Below are 14,708 nucleotides of genomic sequence, written 5' to 3' on the forward strand. Positions count from 1 at the left end.
GTCCTCCGGGCAATCCGGAGATCATGTTGCGGTTTTCTGACGCGCGGGCAAGTAGGACGGCATTTGGGGCACAGCAAAGATGCGTGACCAACGTGGTGTCGGCATGGCTGGCAATGCAGCCTTGAGCGCCTCGAGTGTTATGTCATCGGCAGAGCGCAGCGCGCGCGCATAGAACCGAAGCGCACCGGGACGGGTGTAACCGGACCAGTGGCACACACGTCGTTCCGGGCCGCTCACATGACCGCCAAACCGGGCCAGGGCGGCCAACGTCTTGGGGCAATCAAGCTGGATGTTCACCGCATTGGACAGGTGCACGCCGGATCCCATTGCGCGGTCCATCGGGACGGCCGGAGCCATCAGACGTTCGAACATCAGGTCAAATACATCGTTTTCGCGGCTGATGATGTTCATAAGCTGGGCGGACCGTCCTGCAGGCGTCTCCATCGCGGCTGTCGCGACACTGGCATAGCTGGCCCCCGTGATCGTGAAGACACGGTGGAGCGCGCGGGCGGGCAGATGGCGCAGCGCCTCAAAGATGACTTCCGACCCCATTGAGTGGGTGATGGCATGGATCGGGCGGAAAGGGGCAACCGCTCGAATGTCCCTGATCGCTTGCGCCAACGCCACGCCTGCCGCCCGCGCGGAAAGTTGCGCATTCCAAAGATTGCCGCGTGCGCCCCATCCAAATGCAATCGCCAACCCTTCGCCCGCGTGCCGGCTGGCAAAGCCAAGCGGGCGGAGCCATTGGGTCTGCGTGCGCGCCTCAGCGGTGCCTTTTCCAAAAATTCTGTTGTGAGGACAATAGGTTGGTACATTCGGATCGTATTTGAAGCCGTGGATCAGGATGATGATCGGGCCAGAGCCTTTCGCTGCGCGGCGCAACGTCGGTAGAGCCGGGGCAGGTGAGCCATGCAAGACCAGCCCGTCGGGGCCTGCATTCAGTCTCAGGATGGGCATGCCGCACCTCCCACCACATGTTGTGGCGCTGCTATGGTACAGCCATAGGGGGCAGGGATGAATTTTAGGTTACACCACCGTGACGGTGTTGACGCTGTGATGCTGCGGGCGTAATTCGTTCCCCGTGGCGATTTGTTACCGGATTGCGGGCCACGTTAAACAATTCCGCTAAAAGGTCAGGATGAAAGCCCCCCTTTCGCTTGACCCGCGTCTGGGGGTTTTTTGTGGCCTGACCCCTTTCAGGCCCGCGATGGAGTTTGAAAATGTCCGAGAAGTGGAATGCCCGCACCCGTGCCGTCCATGGAGGTGTGCGCCGCAGCCAATATGGTGAAGTCAGCGAAGCCATCTTTCTGACCCAAGGCTTTGTCTATGACAGCGCCGAGGCCGCCGCCCAGCGGTTCGAGAAGGCGGGCGAGGATGAGTTCATCTATGCCCGCTATGGCAACCCCACGGTGCGGATGTTCGAAGAACGCATGGCGATGCTGGAAGGGGCCGAGGATGCGTTTGCCACCGCATCCGGCATGGCGGCGGTGTCGGGCGCTTTGACGGCGATGCTGAAGGCGGGCGACCGGGTTGTGTCGGCCCGCGCGCTGTTCGGCTCGTGCCTGTATGTTCTGGAAGAGGTGCTGACCCGCTACGGGGTCGAGGTCGAATTTGTCGACGGCACCGATCTGGCAGCATGGGAGCGAGCGATCACACCGGGCACGAAGGCGGTTTTCTTTGAAAGCATCTCGAACCCGACGTTGGAAGTGGTGGACATTGCGGGCGTTTCCAAACTGGCCCATGCGGTGGGGGCGACCGTGCTTGTGGACAATGTCTTTGCCACGCCGGTCTTTTCCAATGCCATCGCGGAAGGGGCTGACGTTGTCATCTATTCCACGACCAAACATGTGGACGGGCAGGGGCGCACGCTGGGCGGTGTGATCATGGGCACCGAAGCGTTCATTCGCAAAACGGTTGAGCCCTACATGAAGCACACAGGCGGCTCCATGTCGCCCTTCACGGCGTGGGTGATGCTGAAGGGCTTGGAAACACTGGAATTGCGGGTCCGGGCGCAGGCGGCCTCGGCCCTTCAGCTGGCACAGGCGTTGCAGGGGCACGACGCGTTGGCACGGGTGATCTATCCCGGACACACCAGCCACGCGCAGCACGATCTGATCACGCGCCAGATGGGCGGCAACGGGGGCACGGTGTTGTCGCTTGACCTCAAAGGCGGGCAAGAGGCGGCGTTCAAGTTCCTCAATGCGCTGACGATCCCGGTGATCTCGAACAATCTGGGGGATGCCAAGTCGATCCTGACGCATCCGGCCACAACGACGCACCAGCGTTTGCCGCAGGAGCAGAAGGATATCCTTGGGATCACACCGGGCCTCGTGCGCATGTCGGTGGGGATCGAGCATGGCGACGATCTGGTGGATGACATCCTGCAAGCGCTGAAAAAAGCACAATAATGCAAGATTTTGGCGGGCTGCCGAAAGGCGCCCGTTTCCCGATCTATTTATCATCCATGTTGCAGGGTCACACGTAACTGTTAGCAATATTGGAAATGTGTGCGGGGTGGCTTACCTACCTTGGACACGCAGATAGAAAGGGGGGCTACTTTATGAACATTCATACGCCCGACATCACCGCAATACCCGAACGTGACGAAGCCGAAGCAGCGCTGGACCTTCTCCGCCGCTGGGCCACAAACGCCACGACAACAGACATCATCGAACTTGACCCATCGGTCGCGCGGCTTGTGCCGGGCAGCGATGGGGTCGAGTACCCGGCCTTTTCCCGCGACTACCCGGAAGGGTTCACCGTGGATGCCGGATACAAGGACACGCTGCCGGACCTGCAGAACGGGCCCTCCAGCCTGATCCGTGGGGCAAAAACGCGCATCCAGCATGTGGGCATCTCGAACTTCCGTCTGCCCTTGCGGATTGAAAGCCGCGATGGTGCCCCCCTGACGCTGGAAACATCCGTGACCGGCACCGTCAGCCTTGAGGCGGACAAGAAGGGCATCAACATGTCCCGCATTATGCGGTCCTTCTACAAGCATGCCGAACGGACGTTCTCCTTTGGCGTGATTGAGGCCGCACTCGACGATTACATGTCCGATCTGGAAAGCTTCGACGCCCGCATTCAAATGCGGTTCTCCATGCCCGTGCGCGTGGACAGCCTGCGCTCGGGGCTGTCGGGCTACCAATACTACGACATCGCGCTGGAACTGGTCGAACAGGCGGGTGTGCGCAAGCGCATCGTGCATCTGGACTATGTCTATTCCTCGACCTGCCCCTGTTCGCTGGAACTGAGCGAGCATGCGCGTGCCACCCGTGGACAATTGGCGACACCGCATTCGCAACGCTCGGTCGCGCGGGTGTCCGTGGCGCTTGAGGATGACGCGGACACGCTGTGGTTTGAGGACCTGATTGACGCCTGCCGCAGCGCCGTGCCAACCGAAACGCAAGTGATGGTGAAACGCGAGGACGAACAGGCCTTTGCTGAATTGAACGCGGCTAACCCGATCTTTGTCGAGGATGCGGCGCGCCTGTTCAGTGAACAACTGCTGGCGGACGTGCGTATCGGTGATTTCCGCGTGGTGGCCAGCCATCAGGAAAGCCTCCACAGCCACGACGCTGTGTCAGTCCTGACCGAAGGTGACACCTTTGCCACGGACAGCATCGACCCCCGCATGTTCCAGACGCTGTTTCACACAGGCTGATCTTGGGCCGGGCGGAGGACACCCCCGCCTTACACTGGATGTAACTGCAAACCGGCCATGCAGTATCGGCATTGGTAGTTCCGCGCCTCAGCACTTAACTACATGTCAACGGGAGGACACTAGAATTACGAGGTAGTCCAATGGCTTACGTTTCCCACCCCAATACATCCATGCTGAGCACCATTCTGGATCGCGTCACCGCGTTCTTTGCCGCCTTGGGTCATTCCGCAGCAATGTCGGCGGCCGCCGAAAGCCGGTTCCGCCGGATCGAGGCCCTGCAAGCGAAGTCCGACGCAGAGCTGGCCGCCATGAACCTGCGCCGCGAAGACATCGCAGCCTACGTGTTCCGGGACCTGATGCACCTGTGAATTGACGCCGGCCCCGTATGGGGCCGTTTGCGTGTTGACCTCGCGGCGTGGTGCCACTTGCTTGACACCGCCCGCGCGGCCCGCCAACGCTGAGCGCGATGATCGACCTGCGCCCTGTTGGATATGTGATTGGCCTTCTCGTGGCCGTGCTTGGTCTGGCCATGATCCTGCCCATGCTGGTCGATCTGGCGGAGGGGCGGGGCCATTGGCCGGTCTTTGCGGAATGCGCCCTGATCACGGTTCTGACAGGCGGGATGATCGCCCTCAGCTGCCAGAACGGCGTCAAGGAAGGGCTGACAATCCAGCAGACGTTTCTTCTGACAACGGGCGTCTGGCTGGCGCTCCCGATCTTTGGCGCATTGCCCTTTGTGATCGGCGCCACGGAAGCCCGCTTTGTCGACGCGTTTTTCGAGGCGATGTCCGGGCTCACAACCACGGGGTCCACCGTTCTGTCGGGCCTCGATGCGTTGCCGAAGGGGCTCTTGCTTTGGCGGGGCATCCTGCAATGGCTGGGCGGCATCGGCATCATCGTTGTGGCGATGGTGTTCCTGCCCGAATTGCGCGTGGGCGGTATGCAGATCTTCCGCACCGAAGCCTTTGATACCTTTGGCAAAATCTTGCCCCGCGCGACCGAGATCGCAAGCCGCATCTCGGTGATCTACGTGGCCCTCACATTGATTTGCGCGCTGTCTTACATTTTGGCAGGTATGGGCGCGTTCGACGCCACGGTGCACGCGATGACGACAATCGCCACGGGCGGGTTCGCGAATTATGATGCGTCCTTTGCGGCTTACGGGGCGGCTCCGTCCTATGTGGCGACCCTGTTCATGATCCTTGCGGCGCTGCCGTTTGTGCGCTTCGTTCAACTGAGCGCGGGGACAGCCCAGCCGCTGATTTACGACCGACAGATACACGTCTTCCTGATCACCGCGTTTACCATCGTACTTGTGATTGCGGGCTGGAACGTACGGCAGGAAACCGTCCTGAGCGAAGAGGTCATGCGCACCGCCTTGTTCAACTCCGTGTCGCTGATGACGGGCACAGGCTATGCCAACGCCGATTACGGCCAATGGGGCAGCTTTGCCGTGGCCGTGCTGTTCTTTACCGGTCTCATCGGAGGGTGCGCCGGCTCAACTGCCTGTTCGATCAAGGTGTTCCGCTACCAATTGCTCTTTGCGTCGATCAAGGCGCAGTTGCAGAAAACCCGCAGCCCGCACGGCATCTTCACACCGCGGTATGCGGGCCGACCAGTGGGCGAGGACGTGCTGAATTCTGTCATGTCCTTTTTCATGTTCTTCGTGGTGACGTTGGGTGTGCTGTCGGTGGCGCTTGCGATGACCGGCCTCGACTTCGTGACGGCGCTGTCGGGCGCGGCCACGGCACTCGCGAATATTGGCCCGGGCTTTGGGTCCGAAATCGGACCAACGGGCAACTTTGCGGGCCTCAACGACACCGCCAAATGGCTGCTGGCAGCCGCCATGTTGATCGGACGGCTGGAGTTGATGGCCGTCTACGTGATCTTCACCATCCAGTTCTGGAGAGCCTGATGTCTCAAACACGCCCCCTTGGTGCGCAAATCTCGCACATGCTCAAGGACCGTGGGGTCGACGTGATCTTTGGCATTCCGGGCGTGCACAATCAGGAAATGTACCGCGGCATCGAAGAGGCGGGGATCACCCATGTCTTGGCCCGGCATGAACAAGGCGCGGGCTTCATGGCCGATGGCTATGCGCGGGCAACAGGCAAACCGGGTGTGGCCTATGTGATCACCGGGCCGGGGCTGTGCAACATCATGACACCGATGGGACAGGCCTATTCGGATTCGGTGCCGATGCTGGTGATTTCGAGTTGCCTTGATGAGACGGCGGCGACCAAGGGGCAACTGCACCAGATGAAGGACCAGCGTGCGGCGGCCGAGACCGTGTGCGACTGGTCGGAGGAAGCGCGGACGGCGGAGGCCGCCTATGCGCTCATTGATCGGGCATTGATGGAGTTCGAAGCAAAGCGTCCACGCCCGAAGCACATTCAGGTTCCGATCGGAGTGCTGCAGGCCACCGCCCCTGAATATGCTTCGGAAGCTGAGACAGAGCCATATCGCACCAAGGGCGACGCAGCAGCCGAAGTCGTCATGGCGCATCTTCAGGACGCGCAATCGCCCCTGTTTGTCTTCGGTGGTGGGGTCCAGACGGGCCTTGCACCTGCTGTCGCGGAAGCTGCCGGTGCGGCCACATTCACGACCTTTGCTGCGCGCGGTCTGATGGTGGGACACTCGCTGAATTTCGGAGCATCTCTTGCCAGACCCAGCAGCGCCGAGGTCCTCGCTCAGGCGGATGTGGTCATCGCCATTGGCACGGAATTGGCCGAGGTGGACCTATGGCGGAAAGACTTGGGCCACAACGGAACACTCATTCGGATAGATATCGATCCAGTTGTGCTCAGCGACAATCAGCGAGCCGATATCTGCATTCAGGCGCGCGCTGATGATGTGCTCACCAGTCTTGTGGACATGCTCGAAGGGCATACGCCAAAGACTCGGTGGAATGCGAAGGATATAGCCGCGCAACGCGCTTATTGGCGTGCCGAAGTTGACGCGGAACGCCCCGGCCTTATCCCGGTCTGCGACTCCCTGCGCGACGCCGTTCCAACCGACACCATGATCTATTCCGACATGACCCAACTCGCCTATACGGCCAAGGAAGTCTGGGACATGGACGGCCCTGGCCACTGGCACCACCCCACCGGCTTCGGCACGCTGGGCTACGCCACCCCGGCCGCCATCGGCGGTGCCGTTGCACGCAAGGGCAAACCCACGATGGCCATCATCGGCGACTACGGCTTCCATTACACGATGCAGGAACTGGGCGTGGCGGTCGAACTGAGCCTGCCGATCCCGATCATCCTGTGGGACAACGGCAAGCTGGGCGAGATCGAAGACAGCATGATCCGCGCCCAGATCGCCCCAAATGCGGTCATCGCCCACAACCCCGACTTCTGCAAATTGGCCGAAGCTTTTGGGGCCTATGCCGCCGCGCCCAAATCACTGACAGAAATGCAGGAAGCCGTCCGCGCGGCATTCAACGCAGACGGCCCAACCTTGATCTACCTCACGCCAGACATCTCAACACCAGACTGATCTTTCTTCCGGCTGAAAATATCCCGGGGTTTGGGGCAGCGCCCCAATCACCAAAAAATCGCGTCGCCGCAAGGCGTCCTTTGGATCACATCTTCGATCCTTCAGCGCGATAGACCCCACCCCAGGTCTTGCCTGCAATGTAAGCTGGGCAGCCCTTCTTGCGGGTGTTCACGATCAGGAACCACATCGTTTCACCCGGACGGCCCGCGCGGCTGTATTCGCATCCCAAAGGATGGGTCCACCACTGGCCCTGATACGAGGCTGATGGTTTGACCACGGCGGTGCTGGCCGTTGCCTCCACAGCTGGCACAACAACAAATGCTGCCGCAACAGCGGTCTTGATAATGAATTTGAACATATCTCACTCCGATCACTGACAAGGGTTCAGCGCTCCCACGCCTTGTCGTTAACGTGCACCTTTCGCCGTTAACACTTGGCTAATAGGGCATCTCGAAGTGTGTTGAATTTAAACGAAAACCAATCAGTCCCAGCAGCTGACCAGAACAGTCATGCCGGTGGCCGCCGACGACAAATCAAAGGGATCGATGGGCGTCGCGCTGTTGGTGGCGGCAGCAGCCATGCCGGCCTGTGCCAACACCTCCTGCAGCACCTCGCGATCAAGGGCAAAGCGTACACCGTCCGGCAAGGCGCGGCCGGTCCGATCCTCAGGCAGCAACATGCCCAGAACACCGCCACCGGCATCCAGAACCGGACCACCGGCATCACCGGGCAGCGTGTTCATCGCCAATCGAGCGAGATCCGTCTCGCCGTTCAGGCCGCGCACATCGCTCAGCGTTCCGAAGGTCATGGAGGGCGCATCCAGCACCCCTTCAAAGCTGAACCCGGCAGCGGCCACCTCGGATTGCAGGCGCGGTTGTGCATCGGCAAAGCGGGCAACGGCCAGTGGGGCGAGTGCCGATGTCGGCTTCAGAACGGCCACGCCGCGCGCCTCATCCAGCACCGAAACCTCGGCCTCCGTCTCGCTGTCGAGCGTGACACGGGTACAGCTGTTCACCGCTTCGGTGGTGGTCAGGACCGTGCCCCGGCTGTCCACAAAGAACCCGGACCGCGACAGACGCGGCTTGCGCACTTCAAGCCCTGCGACAAGGTCAATCGCCTGCTCTTGCGTGCCCGCACTCTCGGGGATCACACTGGATGTGCGGACAAAGCTCTTTTCCATTTCGTCCATCAACCGCGTGCGGCGGTCTTCGTCGCCTGCTGGCCAGACCACGGTAAAGCCCTTGATCTGCCCATCTTCCAGCGCAACCCGTGTCTCGGACACGCGGCTGGAATCCTCACCCACCAGAACGAAAGAGCTGTTCTTGCGTTCACGCGGCCCGTCCAGGGGCACAATGTCGAGCGTTTGCATGATGTCATAAAGGCCGAACAGAGTGGTCTGGTCCCCGGCCTGGCTGATCAGAAGAACGGTCGCGTCGATCTCTCCGGTCGCAGTGTAATGGGCAAAGGGGTATTCGTACTTTTCGAAGGCCACAACACCTGTGGGCATCTGGATTTCGATGCCTGCCGTCTCATCGCGCACCAGCTCAAGGCCCAACCCATCCAGCACCGCGTTATAGTCCTTCAGCAGGACCGCGCGCTGTTGCGTCGTCAGAATACCTGTCGTCTCAAAGCCCTTGCCATCCTGCCACTGCGCCATGGCATTGCGTGTGCCACGGCCAAACGCGCCATCAATGCCGCCCTGATAGGTGCCAGCCCATTGCAAGGCGATCTGCAACTGTTCGCGTTCGGCACGGGTCAACTGGCGCTCGCTGCGCTGTGCTTGTGCAGGGGTTTCATCGGCCGGGGCAGGGGCCTCGACCACCGGGGTCGGGGCCTGTGGTGTTGCCTCGACCGGAGCCTCGACCACACCGCGGTTCAAGACATTCGCCCCTATGGGCCAGAACTGCTGACGAAATGCGGAACTCAGCGCGATGTAACTGTCGCGCGGGATCACGCCTTCGGAGCGGTAGACACGAAGCACCTGTTCCGCATCGGACCGGGCATAGGGACCAAGGGCAACGCCATACCAGCCTCCACCCAAAGAGAACCCGTTCACATCGGGCAGGTCAGACGCGTATTCGCGGGCGCGTTCCGTGGCGGCGTTCAAGCTGGGTTGAGCCTCGATCTGGATCCAAACCGGCCCCTCTTGCGCGGCGCCCATACAGACCGTCGCAACCAGCATAACCCACGCCAGCACAATACGCTTACACATCCGCCCATATCCCCTTGGTTGGTCTTGGTGCCATACTTATCCTGCGGCGCAGAATAAGCAGGAATCCGCCGCAAAGGAAATGGTGGAATACCCGCAAAAAAGCCATCCCACGCGCAATTGACCATTTCGGGGGCGGGCCGTAGGTAAGGCACGCAATTCCAACGATGGCAGCCCCGATGTCCGATACCGTTTCCACGCCACGATCCTTTCAGGAAATCATACTGCGTCTGCAAAGCTACTGGGCGGGGAAGGGCTGTGCCGTTCTGCAGCCCTACGACATGGAAGTCGGGGCAGGGACGTTCCACCCGGCCACCACGCTGCGGTCGCTTGGCACCCAGCCATGGGCGGCGGCCTATGTGCAGCCGTCGCGCCGCCCGACGGACGGGCGCTATGGCGAGAACCCCAACCGGCTCCAGCACTACTACCAGTATCAGGTGCTAATCAAACCCAGCCCGCCCGACCTGCAGGACCTCTACCTCGGCTCGCTCCGCGCCATTGGCATCGACATGGACCTGCACGATATCCGTTTTGTCGAAGACGACTGGGAAAGCCCGACACTCGGCGCTTGGGGCCTTGGCTGGGAGGTGTGGTGCGACGGCATGGAAGTGTCGCAATTCACCTATTTCCAGCAGGTGGGCGGCCATGATTGCCACCCCGTTTCGGGTGAATTGACCTACGGGCTTGAACGCCTCGCCATGTATATTCTCGGCGTCGATCACGTCATGGACATGCCGTTCAACGACCCAAACACCGCGATCCCGCTCAGCTACGGCGACATCTTCAAACAGACGGAAGAGGAATACGCCCGCTGGAACTTCGATGTGGCCAACACCGAGGTCCTGTTGCGTCACTTCGAAGAGGCGGAAGCCGAGTGCGAAAAGATCCTGAACCAAGCACACGACGACCCCAAGACCGGCAAACGTATCATCATGGCGCACCCCGCTTATGATCAGTGCATTAAGGCGTCCCACATCTTCAACCTGCTGGATGCGCGCGGCGTGATCTCTGTCACCGAACGGCAGGCCTATATCGGCCGCGTCCGCGCACTGGCAAGACAATGCGCCGATGCGTTTGTGCAAACCCGCGCTGGCGGCTGGCAACCCGAGGACGCGGCGTGAGCTACGTCAATGCCACCCCGGTCCTGCGCGTGTCCGATTACCAGCGGGCTAAGGCGTTCTACATGGACGTGCTGCGCTTTGACTCCGTGGTGAACGAGGCGGGCGATCCGGTCACGGGCTTCGGCATCTTCCGGGCAGGCGACGCACAGATTTTCCTGCACAGCTGGGATGGCCCGGGCGAGGCATGGGACAACTGGCGCGCCTATTTCTACGTGCCGGACATGGACGCAATGATCGCGCATCTCGACACCTGCAAGCAGCCCTTCAAGGGCCCGGAAGTCACTTTTTACGGCATGCGCGAGATCGAGGTGACCGACCCCGACGGCAATGTGCTGTGTTTCGGACAGGACGCGGGATGAGCGGCAAAATCATTGGAATCATCATCGTGCTAAGCGGCATCATCGCGGGCGCAGCCCTGTACTACCTGCAAATCTACGGCTTCTACGAAGAGGTCGAGGTGGCCGAAGTCCAGCTTGTCTCGGTCGTCTCGGACGCACCCGAACCGATCCCCTTCGCCAATTTCGAAGCCATCGACGCCGACAGCTCACCCATCCGCTACCGCGCGTGCTTTACCACCGATATGTCACTGGCGCTGCTCACCGAAACCTATGTCGGGCTTGAGGTCGCCACCCCCCGCAACGCACCGGGCTGGTTCGACTGCTTCGACGCAGACGCCATCGCGGCAGAGTTGAACGCAGGCACGGCACTCCCCTTCCTCAGCCAGAAAAACGTCGACTTCGGCGTCGACCGCATCGTCGCCATCACCGAAGACGGGCGCGGCTACATCTGGCACGAGCTGAACGATTGCGGCGAAAAAGCCTATGACGGCACGATTGTGGGCGAAGAATGCCCGCGCCGTCCGGAAACGGAATGAACCAATCGACCCGTTGACGGGTTGGTCCTGCAACCGCTGTTGTAAAGGACCAATCCCATGGCCGATGGCAAGACCCACGAAGGACTGAAATGGATCATGCGGGCGGGCTACGGCGCGCGCGGTGTGATCTACGTAATCGTGGGCACCTTGGCGGTCTTCGCGGCTTTTGGCCAAGGACAGGCGCAAGGCACGTCGGGGGCACTGGCCACGCTGCAAAACGAACCAATGGGGCTGACGGCGCTCTGGGCCATTGCGATCGGGCTCTGGGCCTACATGATCTGGCGGCTGACGGCTGCCACCCTGGACCCCGAAGACCACGGAACCGACGCCAAGGGCGCATTCGCGCGGACAGGGCAAGCCACCACGGGGCTGATCCACGGTGCCATCGGGCTGTCGGTCGCGGGCCTTGCTCTGGGCGGCGGCAGCGGCGGCGGGGCCGAGGATTGGACCGCACAGGTCATGCAGATGCCCATGGGCCGTGCGCTTGTCGGTCTTGCGGCGATACTCTTTATCGGGGCAGGCGCGTATTACGCAAAGAAAGGGCTGACCGGGGACTACAAAGAGCACCTGCGCACGGCAACATTCACGCGCAAGGTCGATCCCGTCCTCACCTTCGGGCTGGTGGTGCATGGGGCGATCATCGTGCTGGTGGGCGTCTCGCTCGGATTTGCAGCACTGAACGCGAGCCCGGATCAAGCTGGTGGCATCGGTCAGGCGCTCGACACCCTGCGCGGCGTGGCGTGGGGCCGCTTCGTACTGGCAGGCGCGGGCCTCGGTCTCATCTCCTTTGCCATCTACAACTTTGTCGAAGCCGCCTATCGCGTCGTACCACGCGTCACCGGCCAAGACGTGAAAACACTCGCAGAAAAAGCGACCGCCTGACCGGGCACGGTCTGGACCCTTGGCGCACACGCGGCTATCCCTGCCGCGAACTGCGCCTCGCCCCTGCGGCGAGCAATCAAAGGTGACGACTGTGCCAGACCTCCTGATCGAACTCTTCTCCGAAGAAATCCCCGCCCGGATGCAGAAACGCGCAGGCGAAGACCTGCAAAAGCTGGTCACAAATGGTCTGGTCGACGCGGGGCTGACCTATGCCTCTGCCGCTGCGTTCACCACACCGCGCCGCCTGACGCTGACGGTCGAAGGGCTGCTGGATCAAAGCCCCACCACCCGCGAAGAACGCAAAGGCCCCAAGGCCGACGCCCCCGAAAAGGCGATCGAGGGGTTCCTGCGTGGCGCGGGCCTCACCCGCGATCAGGTCGAAACCCGCGAAACCCCAAAGGGCAACATCCTCTTTGCCGTGATCGAAAAACCGGGTCGCCCGGCGGCCGAGATCATTGCCGAAGTACTGACACACATCATCCGCACCTTCCCATGGCCCAAATCCATGCGCTGGGGGGCAGGCAGCTTGAAATGGGTGCGCCCGCTGCACTCCATCCTCTGCATCCTGACGGATGAGGCAGGCGCGCAAGTTGTACCGGGCGAGGTCGATGGCATTACCTTTGGCGACACGACCGAAGGCCACCGTTTCATGGCCCCGGGCCGGTTTTCTGTAACCTCGTTCGAGGATTATGGCACCAAGCTCAAGCGCGCCCACGTGGTGTTGGACGCCTCCGAACGGGCCGAAGCAATCTGGCACGACGCCACCAACGCGGCCTTCGCCAGCGGTTTGGAAGTGGTCGAGGACAAGGGATTGCTCTCGGAAGTCGCGGGCCTCGTCGAATGGCCCGTGGTCCTGATGGGCAAGATCGGTGACGACTTTCTCGACCTGCCACCCGAGGTGCTGCAAACCTCGATGAAAGAGCACCAGAAGTTCTTCTCCGTGAAGAACCCCAAGACAGGCCGCATCGAACGCTTCATCACTGTCGCCAACCGCGAAACGGCAGACAACGGGGCCACGATCCTCGCAGGCAACGAAAAGGTGCTGAGCGCACGGCTGGCGGACGCAAAGTTCTTCTGGGAGAATGACTTGCGCACCGTGCGTGATGTGGGCCTTGAGGGCATGGCCAAGCCTTTGGCCGACGTCACCTTCCACAACAAACTCGGGTCTCAAGCCGAACGCGTCGCTCGGATCGAAGCCCTCGCCCGCGAACTCGCCCCAGTGGTCGGCGCGAAACCGGACCTCGCCGCCGAGGCCGCCCGCATCGTCAAAGCCGACCTTGCCTCTGAAATGGTCTATGAATTCCCCGAACTGCAGGGGAACATGGGCAAATACTACGCCCAAGCCGCAGGTCACGACGATGGCTTGCCCGAGGCGTGCGAGGAGCACTACTCACCGCTGGGTCCGTCGGATGACGTGCCGACGTCGCCGATGTCGGTTGCCGTGGCGCTGGCGGACAAGCTGGATACGCTGACCGGGTTCTGGGTGATTGATGAGAAGCCGACCGGCTCGAAGGACCCGTTTGCGCTGCGCCGCGCGGCTTTAGGCACAATCCGACTGGTGTTGGAGAATGATCTGACGCTCAAGATTTCCGATACTGTTTTTGAGCACGGAAAAAAATTTGGAGCAAGTGAGGCTAAAGATCGGATAAAAGCGGAAGCGTCGCGGTTGCGAAGAGAGCATGCTGACGCGCGTGATCGAGATTCTGAGGAAATGGACGAAGCCGTGAGAGCAGCAGGTGCGGCTATGTTTAACGTAGATGAAGCGTCCCTCGACCTCCTCGCCTTCTTCCACGACCGCCTCAAAGTCTACCTCCGCGATCAAGGCATCCGCCACGACATCATCGACGCCTGTATCGCGATGGAAGGCAACGACGACCTCACCCTGCTCGTCAAACGCGCCAAAGCCCTCTCCGGAACGCTCAAAACAGACGACGGCGAAAACCTGATCCAGGGCTTCAAACGCGCCAACAACATCCTCACGCAGGCCGAAGAAGCTGATGGCGTCGAATACTCCTACGGCGCTGACGTCAAATTTGCCGAGGAACCGCAGGAAACCGCCCTCTTCGAAGCACTGGACGCAGCCGAGGCCAAAATTGCCCCCGCCATGGAAGCGCAGGACTTCGCATCGGCCATGCACGCCATGGCCACCCTGCGCACCCCAATCGATGCGTTTTTTGAAGCGGTTCAAATCAATGCCGACAACCAAACGGTGCGCCGCAACCGCCTCAACCTGCTCAGCCGCATCCGCACGCTGTGCCTGTCCGTCGCCGACCTCACCAAGCTGGAGGGGTGAGCAAGCTCCCCGGAAACCCTCCAGTGGAGGGTTTCGCTTGCGAACGGGCGGAGCCCCGGCACGGCAAGCTCCCCGGAAACCCTCCAGTGGAGGGTTTCGCTTGCGAACGGGCGGAGCCCCGGAAAACCGCTTCGATGTCCCGCCAATGACGCCGGCGGAATGCC

The 14,708-nt window shown here is 61.3% G+C and carries 13 protein-coding genes and 1 riboswitch; of the genes, 10 read left to right on the forward strand and 3 right to left on the reverse strand.

All coding sequences use genetic code 11. The annotated features are described in order from the left end of the window. Window positions 1-21: 21 nt before the first annotated feature. Window positions 22-957, reverse strand: coding sequence for an alpha/beta hydrolase (locus Q1A32_RS19070; protein WP_299656809.1), 936 nt, complete (start codon window positions 955-957; stop codon window positions 22-24). Between the two features lie 114 nt (window positions 958-1,071). Then, window positions 1,072-1,149: riboswitch (SAM riboswitch) on the forward strand. A 71-nt stretch (window positions 1,150-1,220) separates the two neighbouring features. On the opposite strand from Q1A32_RS19070, the gene metZ reads away from it, so the two are divergent. From metZ to Q1A32_RS19095, 5 genes are all read left to right on the forward strand, one after another. Continuing rightward, window positions 1,221-2,408 (forward strand): O-succinylhomoserine sulfhydrylase, encoded by a 1,188-nt coding sequence (gene metZ / locus Q1A32_RS19075; protein WP_299656812.1) that lies wholly within the window; start codon window positions 1,221-1,223, stop codon window positions 2,406-2,408. Between the two features lie 152 nt (window positions 2,409-2,560). Then, window positions 2,561-3,664: a GTP cyclohydrolase FolE2 gene (gene folE2 / locus Q1A32_RS19080; RefSeq protein WP_299656815.1), complete on the forward strand. Its 1,104-nt coding sequence runs from the start codon at window positions 2,561-2,563 to the stop codon at window positions 3,662-3,664. Window positions 3,665-3,804: 140 nt separating this feature from the next. Beyond that, window positions 3,805-4,032 carry a hypothetical protein gene (locus Q1A32_RS19085; protein ID WP_299656818.1) on the forward strand — a complete coding sequence of 76 codons (228 nt, stop codon included), beginning with the start codon at window positions 3,805-3,807 and terminating at the stop codon, window positions 4,030-4,032. A 98-nt stretch (window positions 4,033-4,130) separates the two neighbouring features. Next, window positions 4,131-5,579: a TrkH family potassium uptake protein gene (locus Q1A32_RS19090; RefSeq protein WP_299613864.1), complete on the forward strand. Its 1,449-nt coding sequence runs from the start codon at window positions 4,131-4,133 to the stop codon at window positions 5,577-5,579. Next, window positions 5,579-7,165 carry a 5-guanidino-2-oxopentanoate decarboxylase gene (locus Q1A32_RS19095; protein WP_299656821.1) on the forward strand — a complete coding sequence of 529 codons (1,587 nt, stop codon included), beginning with the start codon at window positions 5,579-5,581 and terminating at the stop codon, window positions 7,163-7,165. Before Q1A32_RS19090 ends, Q1A32_RS19095 begins: the two co-directional genes overlap by 1 nt. Window positions 7,166-7,250: 85 nt before the next feature. Here Q1A32_RS19095 and Q1A32_RS19100 read toward each other — a convergent pair whose 3' ends face one another. Together Q1A32_RS19100 and Q1A32_RS19105 are read right to left on the reverse strand one after the other, a co-directional pair. Beyond that, window positions 7,251-7,523: a hypothetical protein gene (locus tag Q1A32_RS19100; protein WP_299613867.1), complete on the reverse strand. Its 273-nt coding sequence runs from the start codon at window positions 7,521-7,523 to the stop codon at window positions 7,251-7,253. Window positions 7,524-7,646: 123 nt separating this feature from the next. Further along, complete coding sequence (locus Q1A32_RS19105; protein ID WP_299656824.1) at window positions 7,647-9,377, reverse strand: serine protease; 1,731 nt, start codon at window positions 9,375-9,377, stop codon at window positions 7,647-7,649. Window positions 9,378-9,553: 176 nt separating this feature from the next. Here Q1A32_RS19105 and Q1A32_RS19110 point away from each other — a divergent pair, with 176 nt between their 5' ends. The 5 genes from Q1A32_RS19110 (at window position 9,554) to glyS (ending at window position 14,544) form a co-directional block, all read left to right on the forward strand. Beyond that, entirely contained in the window at window positions 9,554-10,495 is a 942-nt protein-coding gene (locus Q1A32_RS19110) for a glycine--tRNA ligase subunit alpha (RefSeq protein WP_299656827.1), read from the forward strand. Beyond that, complete coding sequence (locus tag Q1A32_RS19115) at window positions 10,492-10,854, forward strand: glyoxalase superfamily protein (protein WP_299656830.1); 363 nt, start codon at window positions 10,492-10,494, stop codon at window positions 10,852-10,854. Before Q1A32_RS19110 ends, Q1A32_RS19115 begins: the two co-directional genes overlap by 4 nt. Then, window positions 10,851-11,369: a DUF6446 family protein gene (locus Q1A32_RS19120; RefSeq protein ID WP_299656833.1), complete on the forward strand. Its 519-nt coding sequence runs from the start codon at window positions 10,851-10,853 to the stop codon at window positions 11,367-11,369. Before Q1A32_RS19115 ends, Q1A32_RS19120 begins: the two co-directional genes overlap by 4 nt. A 57-nt stretch (window positions 11,370-11,426) precedes the next feature. Beyond that, a complete protein-coding gene (locus Q1A32_RS19125; RefSeq protein ID WP_299656836.1) occupies window positions 11,427-12,251 on the forward strand; it encodes a DUF1206 domain-containing protein in 825 nt (274 codons plus the stop codon). Between the two features lie 91 nt (window positions 12,252-12,342). Then, a complete protein-coding gene (glyS, locus tag Q1A32_RS19130) occupies window positions 12,343-14,544 on the forward strand; it encodes a glycine--tRNA ligase subunit beta (protein ID WP_299656839.1) in 2,202 nt (733 codons plus the stop codon). Window positions 14,545-14,708: the final 164 nt, after the last annotated feature.

It is taken from the genome of uncultured Tateyamaria sp. (assembly GCF_947503415.1).
Classification (GTDB): domain Bacteria; phylum Pseudomonadota; class Alphaproteobacteria; order Rhodobacterales; family Rhodobacteraceae; genus Tateyamaria.

What these genes read in the sequence shown, in the direction of transcription:
- Q1A32_RS19070 (WP_299656809.1), bottom strand. Translation starts at nt 957, where the DNA reads ATGCCCATCCTGAGACTGAATGCAGGCCCCGACGGGCTGGTCTTGCAT.
- metZ (WP_299656812.1), top strand. Translation starts at nt 1,221, where the DNA reads ATGTCCGAGAAGTGGAATGCCCGCACCCGTGCCGTCCATGGAGGTGTG.
- folE2 (WP_299656815.1), top strand. Translation starts at nt 2,561, where the DNA reads ATGAACATTCATACGCCCGACATCACCGCAATACCCGAACGTGACGAA.
- Q1A32_RS19085 (WP_299656818.1), top strand. Translation starts at nt 3,805, where the DNA reads ATGGCTTACGTTTCCCACCCCAATACATCCATGCTGAGCACCATTCTG.
- Q1A32_RS19090 (WP_299613864.1), top strand. Translation starts at nt 4,131, where the DNA reads ATGATCGACCTGCGCCCTGTTGGATATGTGATTGGCCTTCTCGTGGCC.
- Q1A32_RS19095 (WP_299656821.1), top strand. Translation starts at nt 5,579, where the DNA reads ATGTCTCAAACACGCCCCCTTGGTGCGCAAATCTCGCACATGCTCAAG.
- Q1A32_RS19100 (WP_299613867.1), bottom strand. Translation starts at nt 7,523, where the DNA reads ATGTTCAAATTCATTATCAAGACCGCTGTTGCGGCAGCATTTGTTGTT.
- Q1A32_RS19105 (WP_299656824.1), bottom strand. Translation starts at nt 9,377, where the DNA reads ATGTGTAAGCGTATTGTGCTGGCGTGGGTTATGCTGGTTGCGACGGTC.
- Q1A32_RS19110 (WP_299656827.1), top strand. Translation starts at nt 9,554, where the DNA reads ATGTCCGATACCGTTTCCACGCCACGATCCTTTCAGGAAATCATACTG.
- Q1A32_RS19120 (WP_299656833.1), top strand. Translation starts at nt 10,851, where the DNA reads ATGAGCGGCAAAATCATTGGAATCATCATCGTGCTAAGCGGCATCATC.
- Q1A32_RS19125 (WP_299656836.1), top strand. Translation starts at nt 11,427, where the DNA reads ATGGCCGATGGCAAGACCCACGAAGGACTGAAATGGATCATGCGGGCG.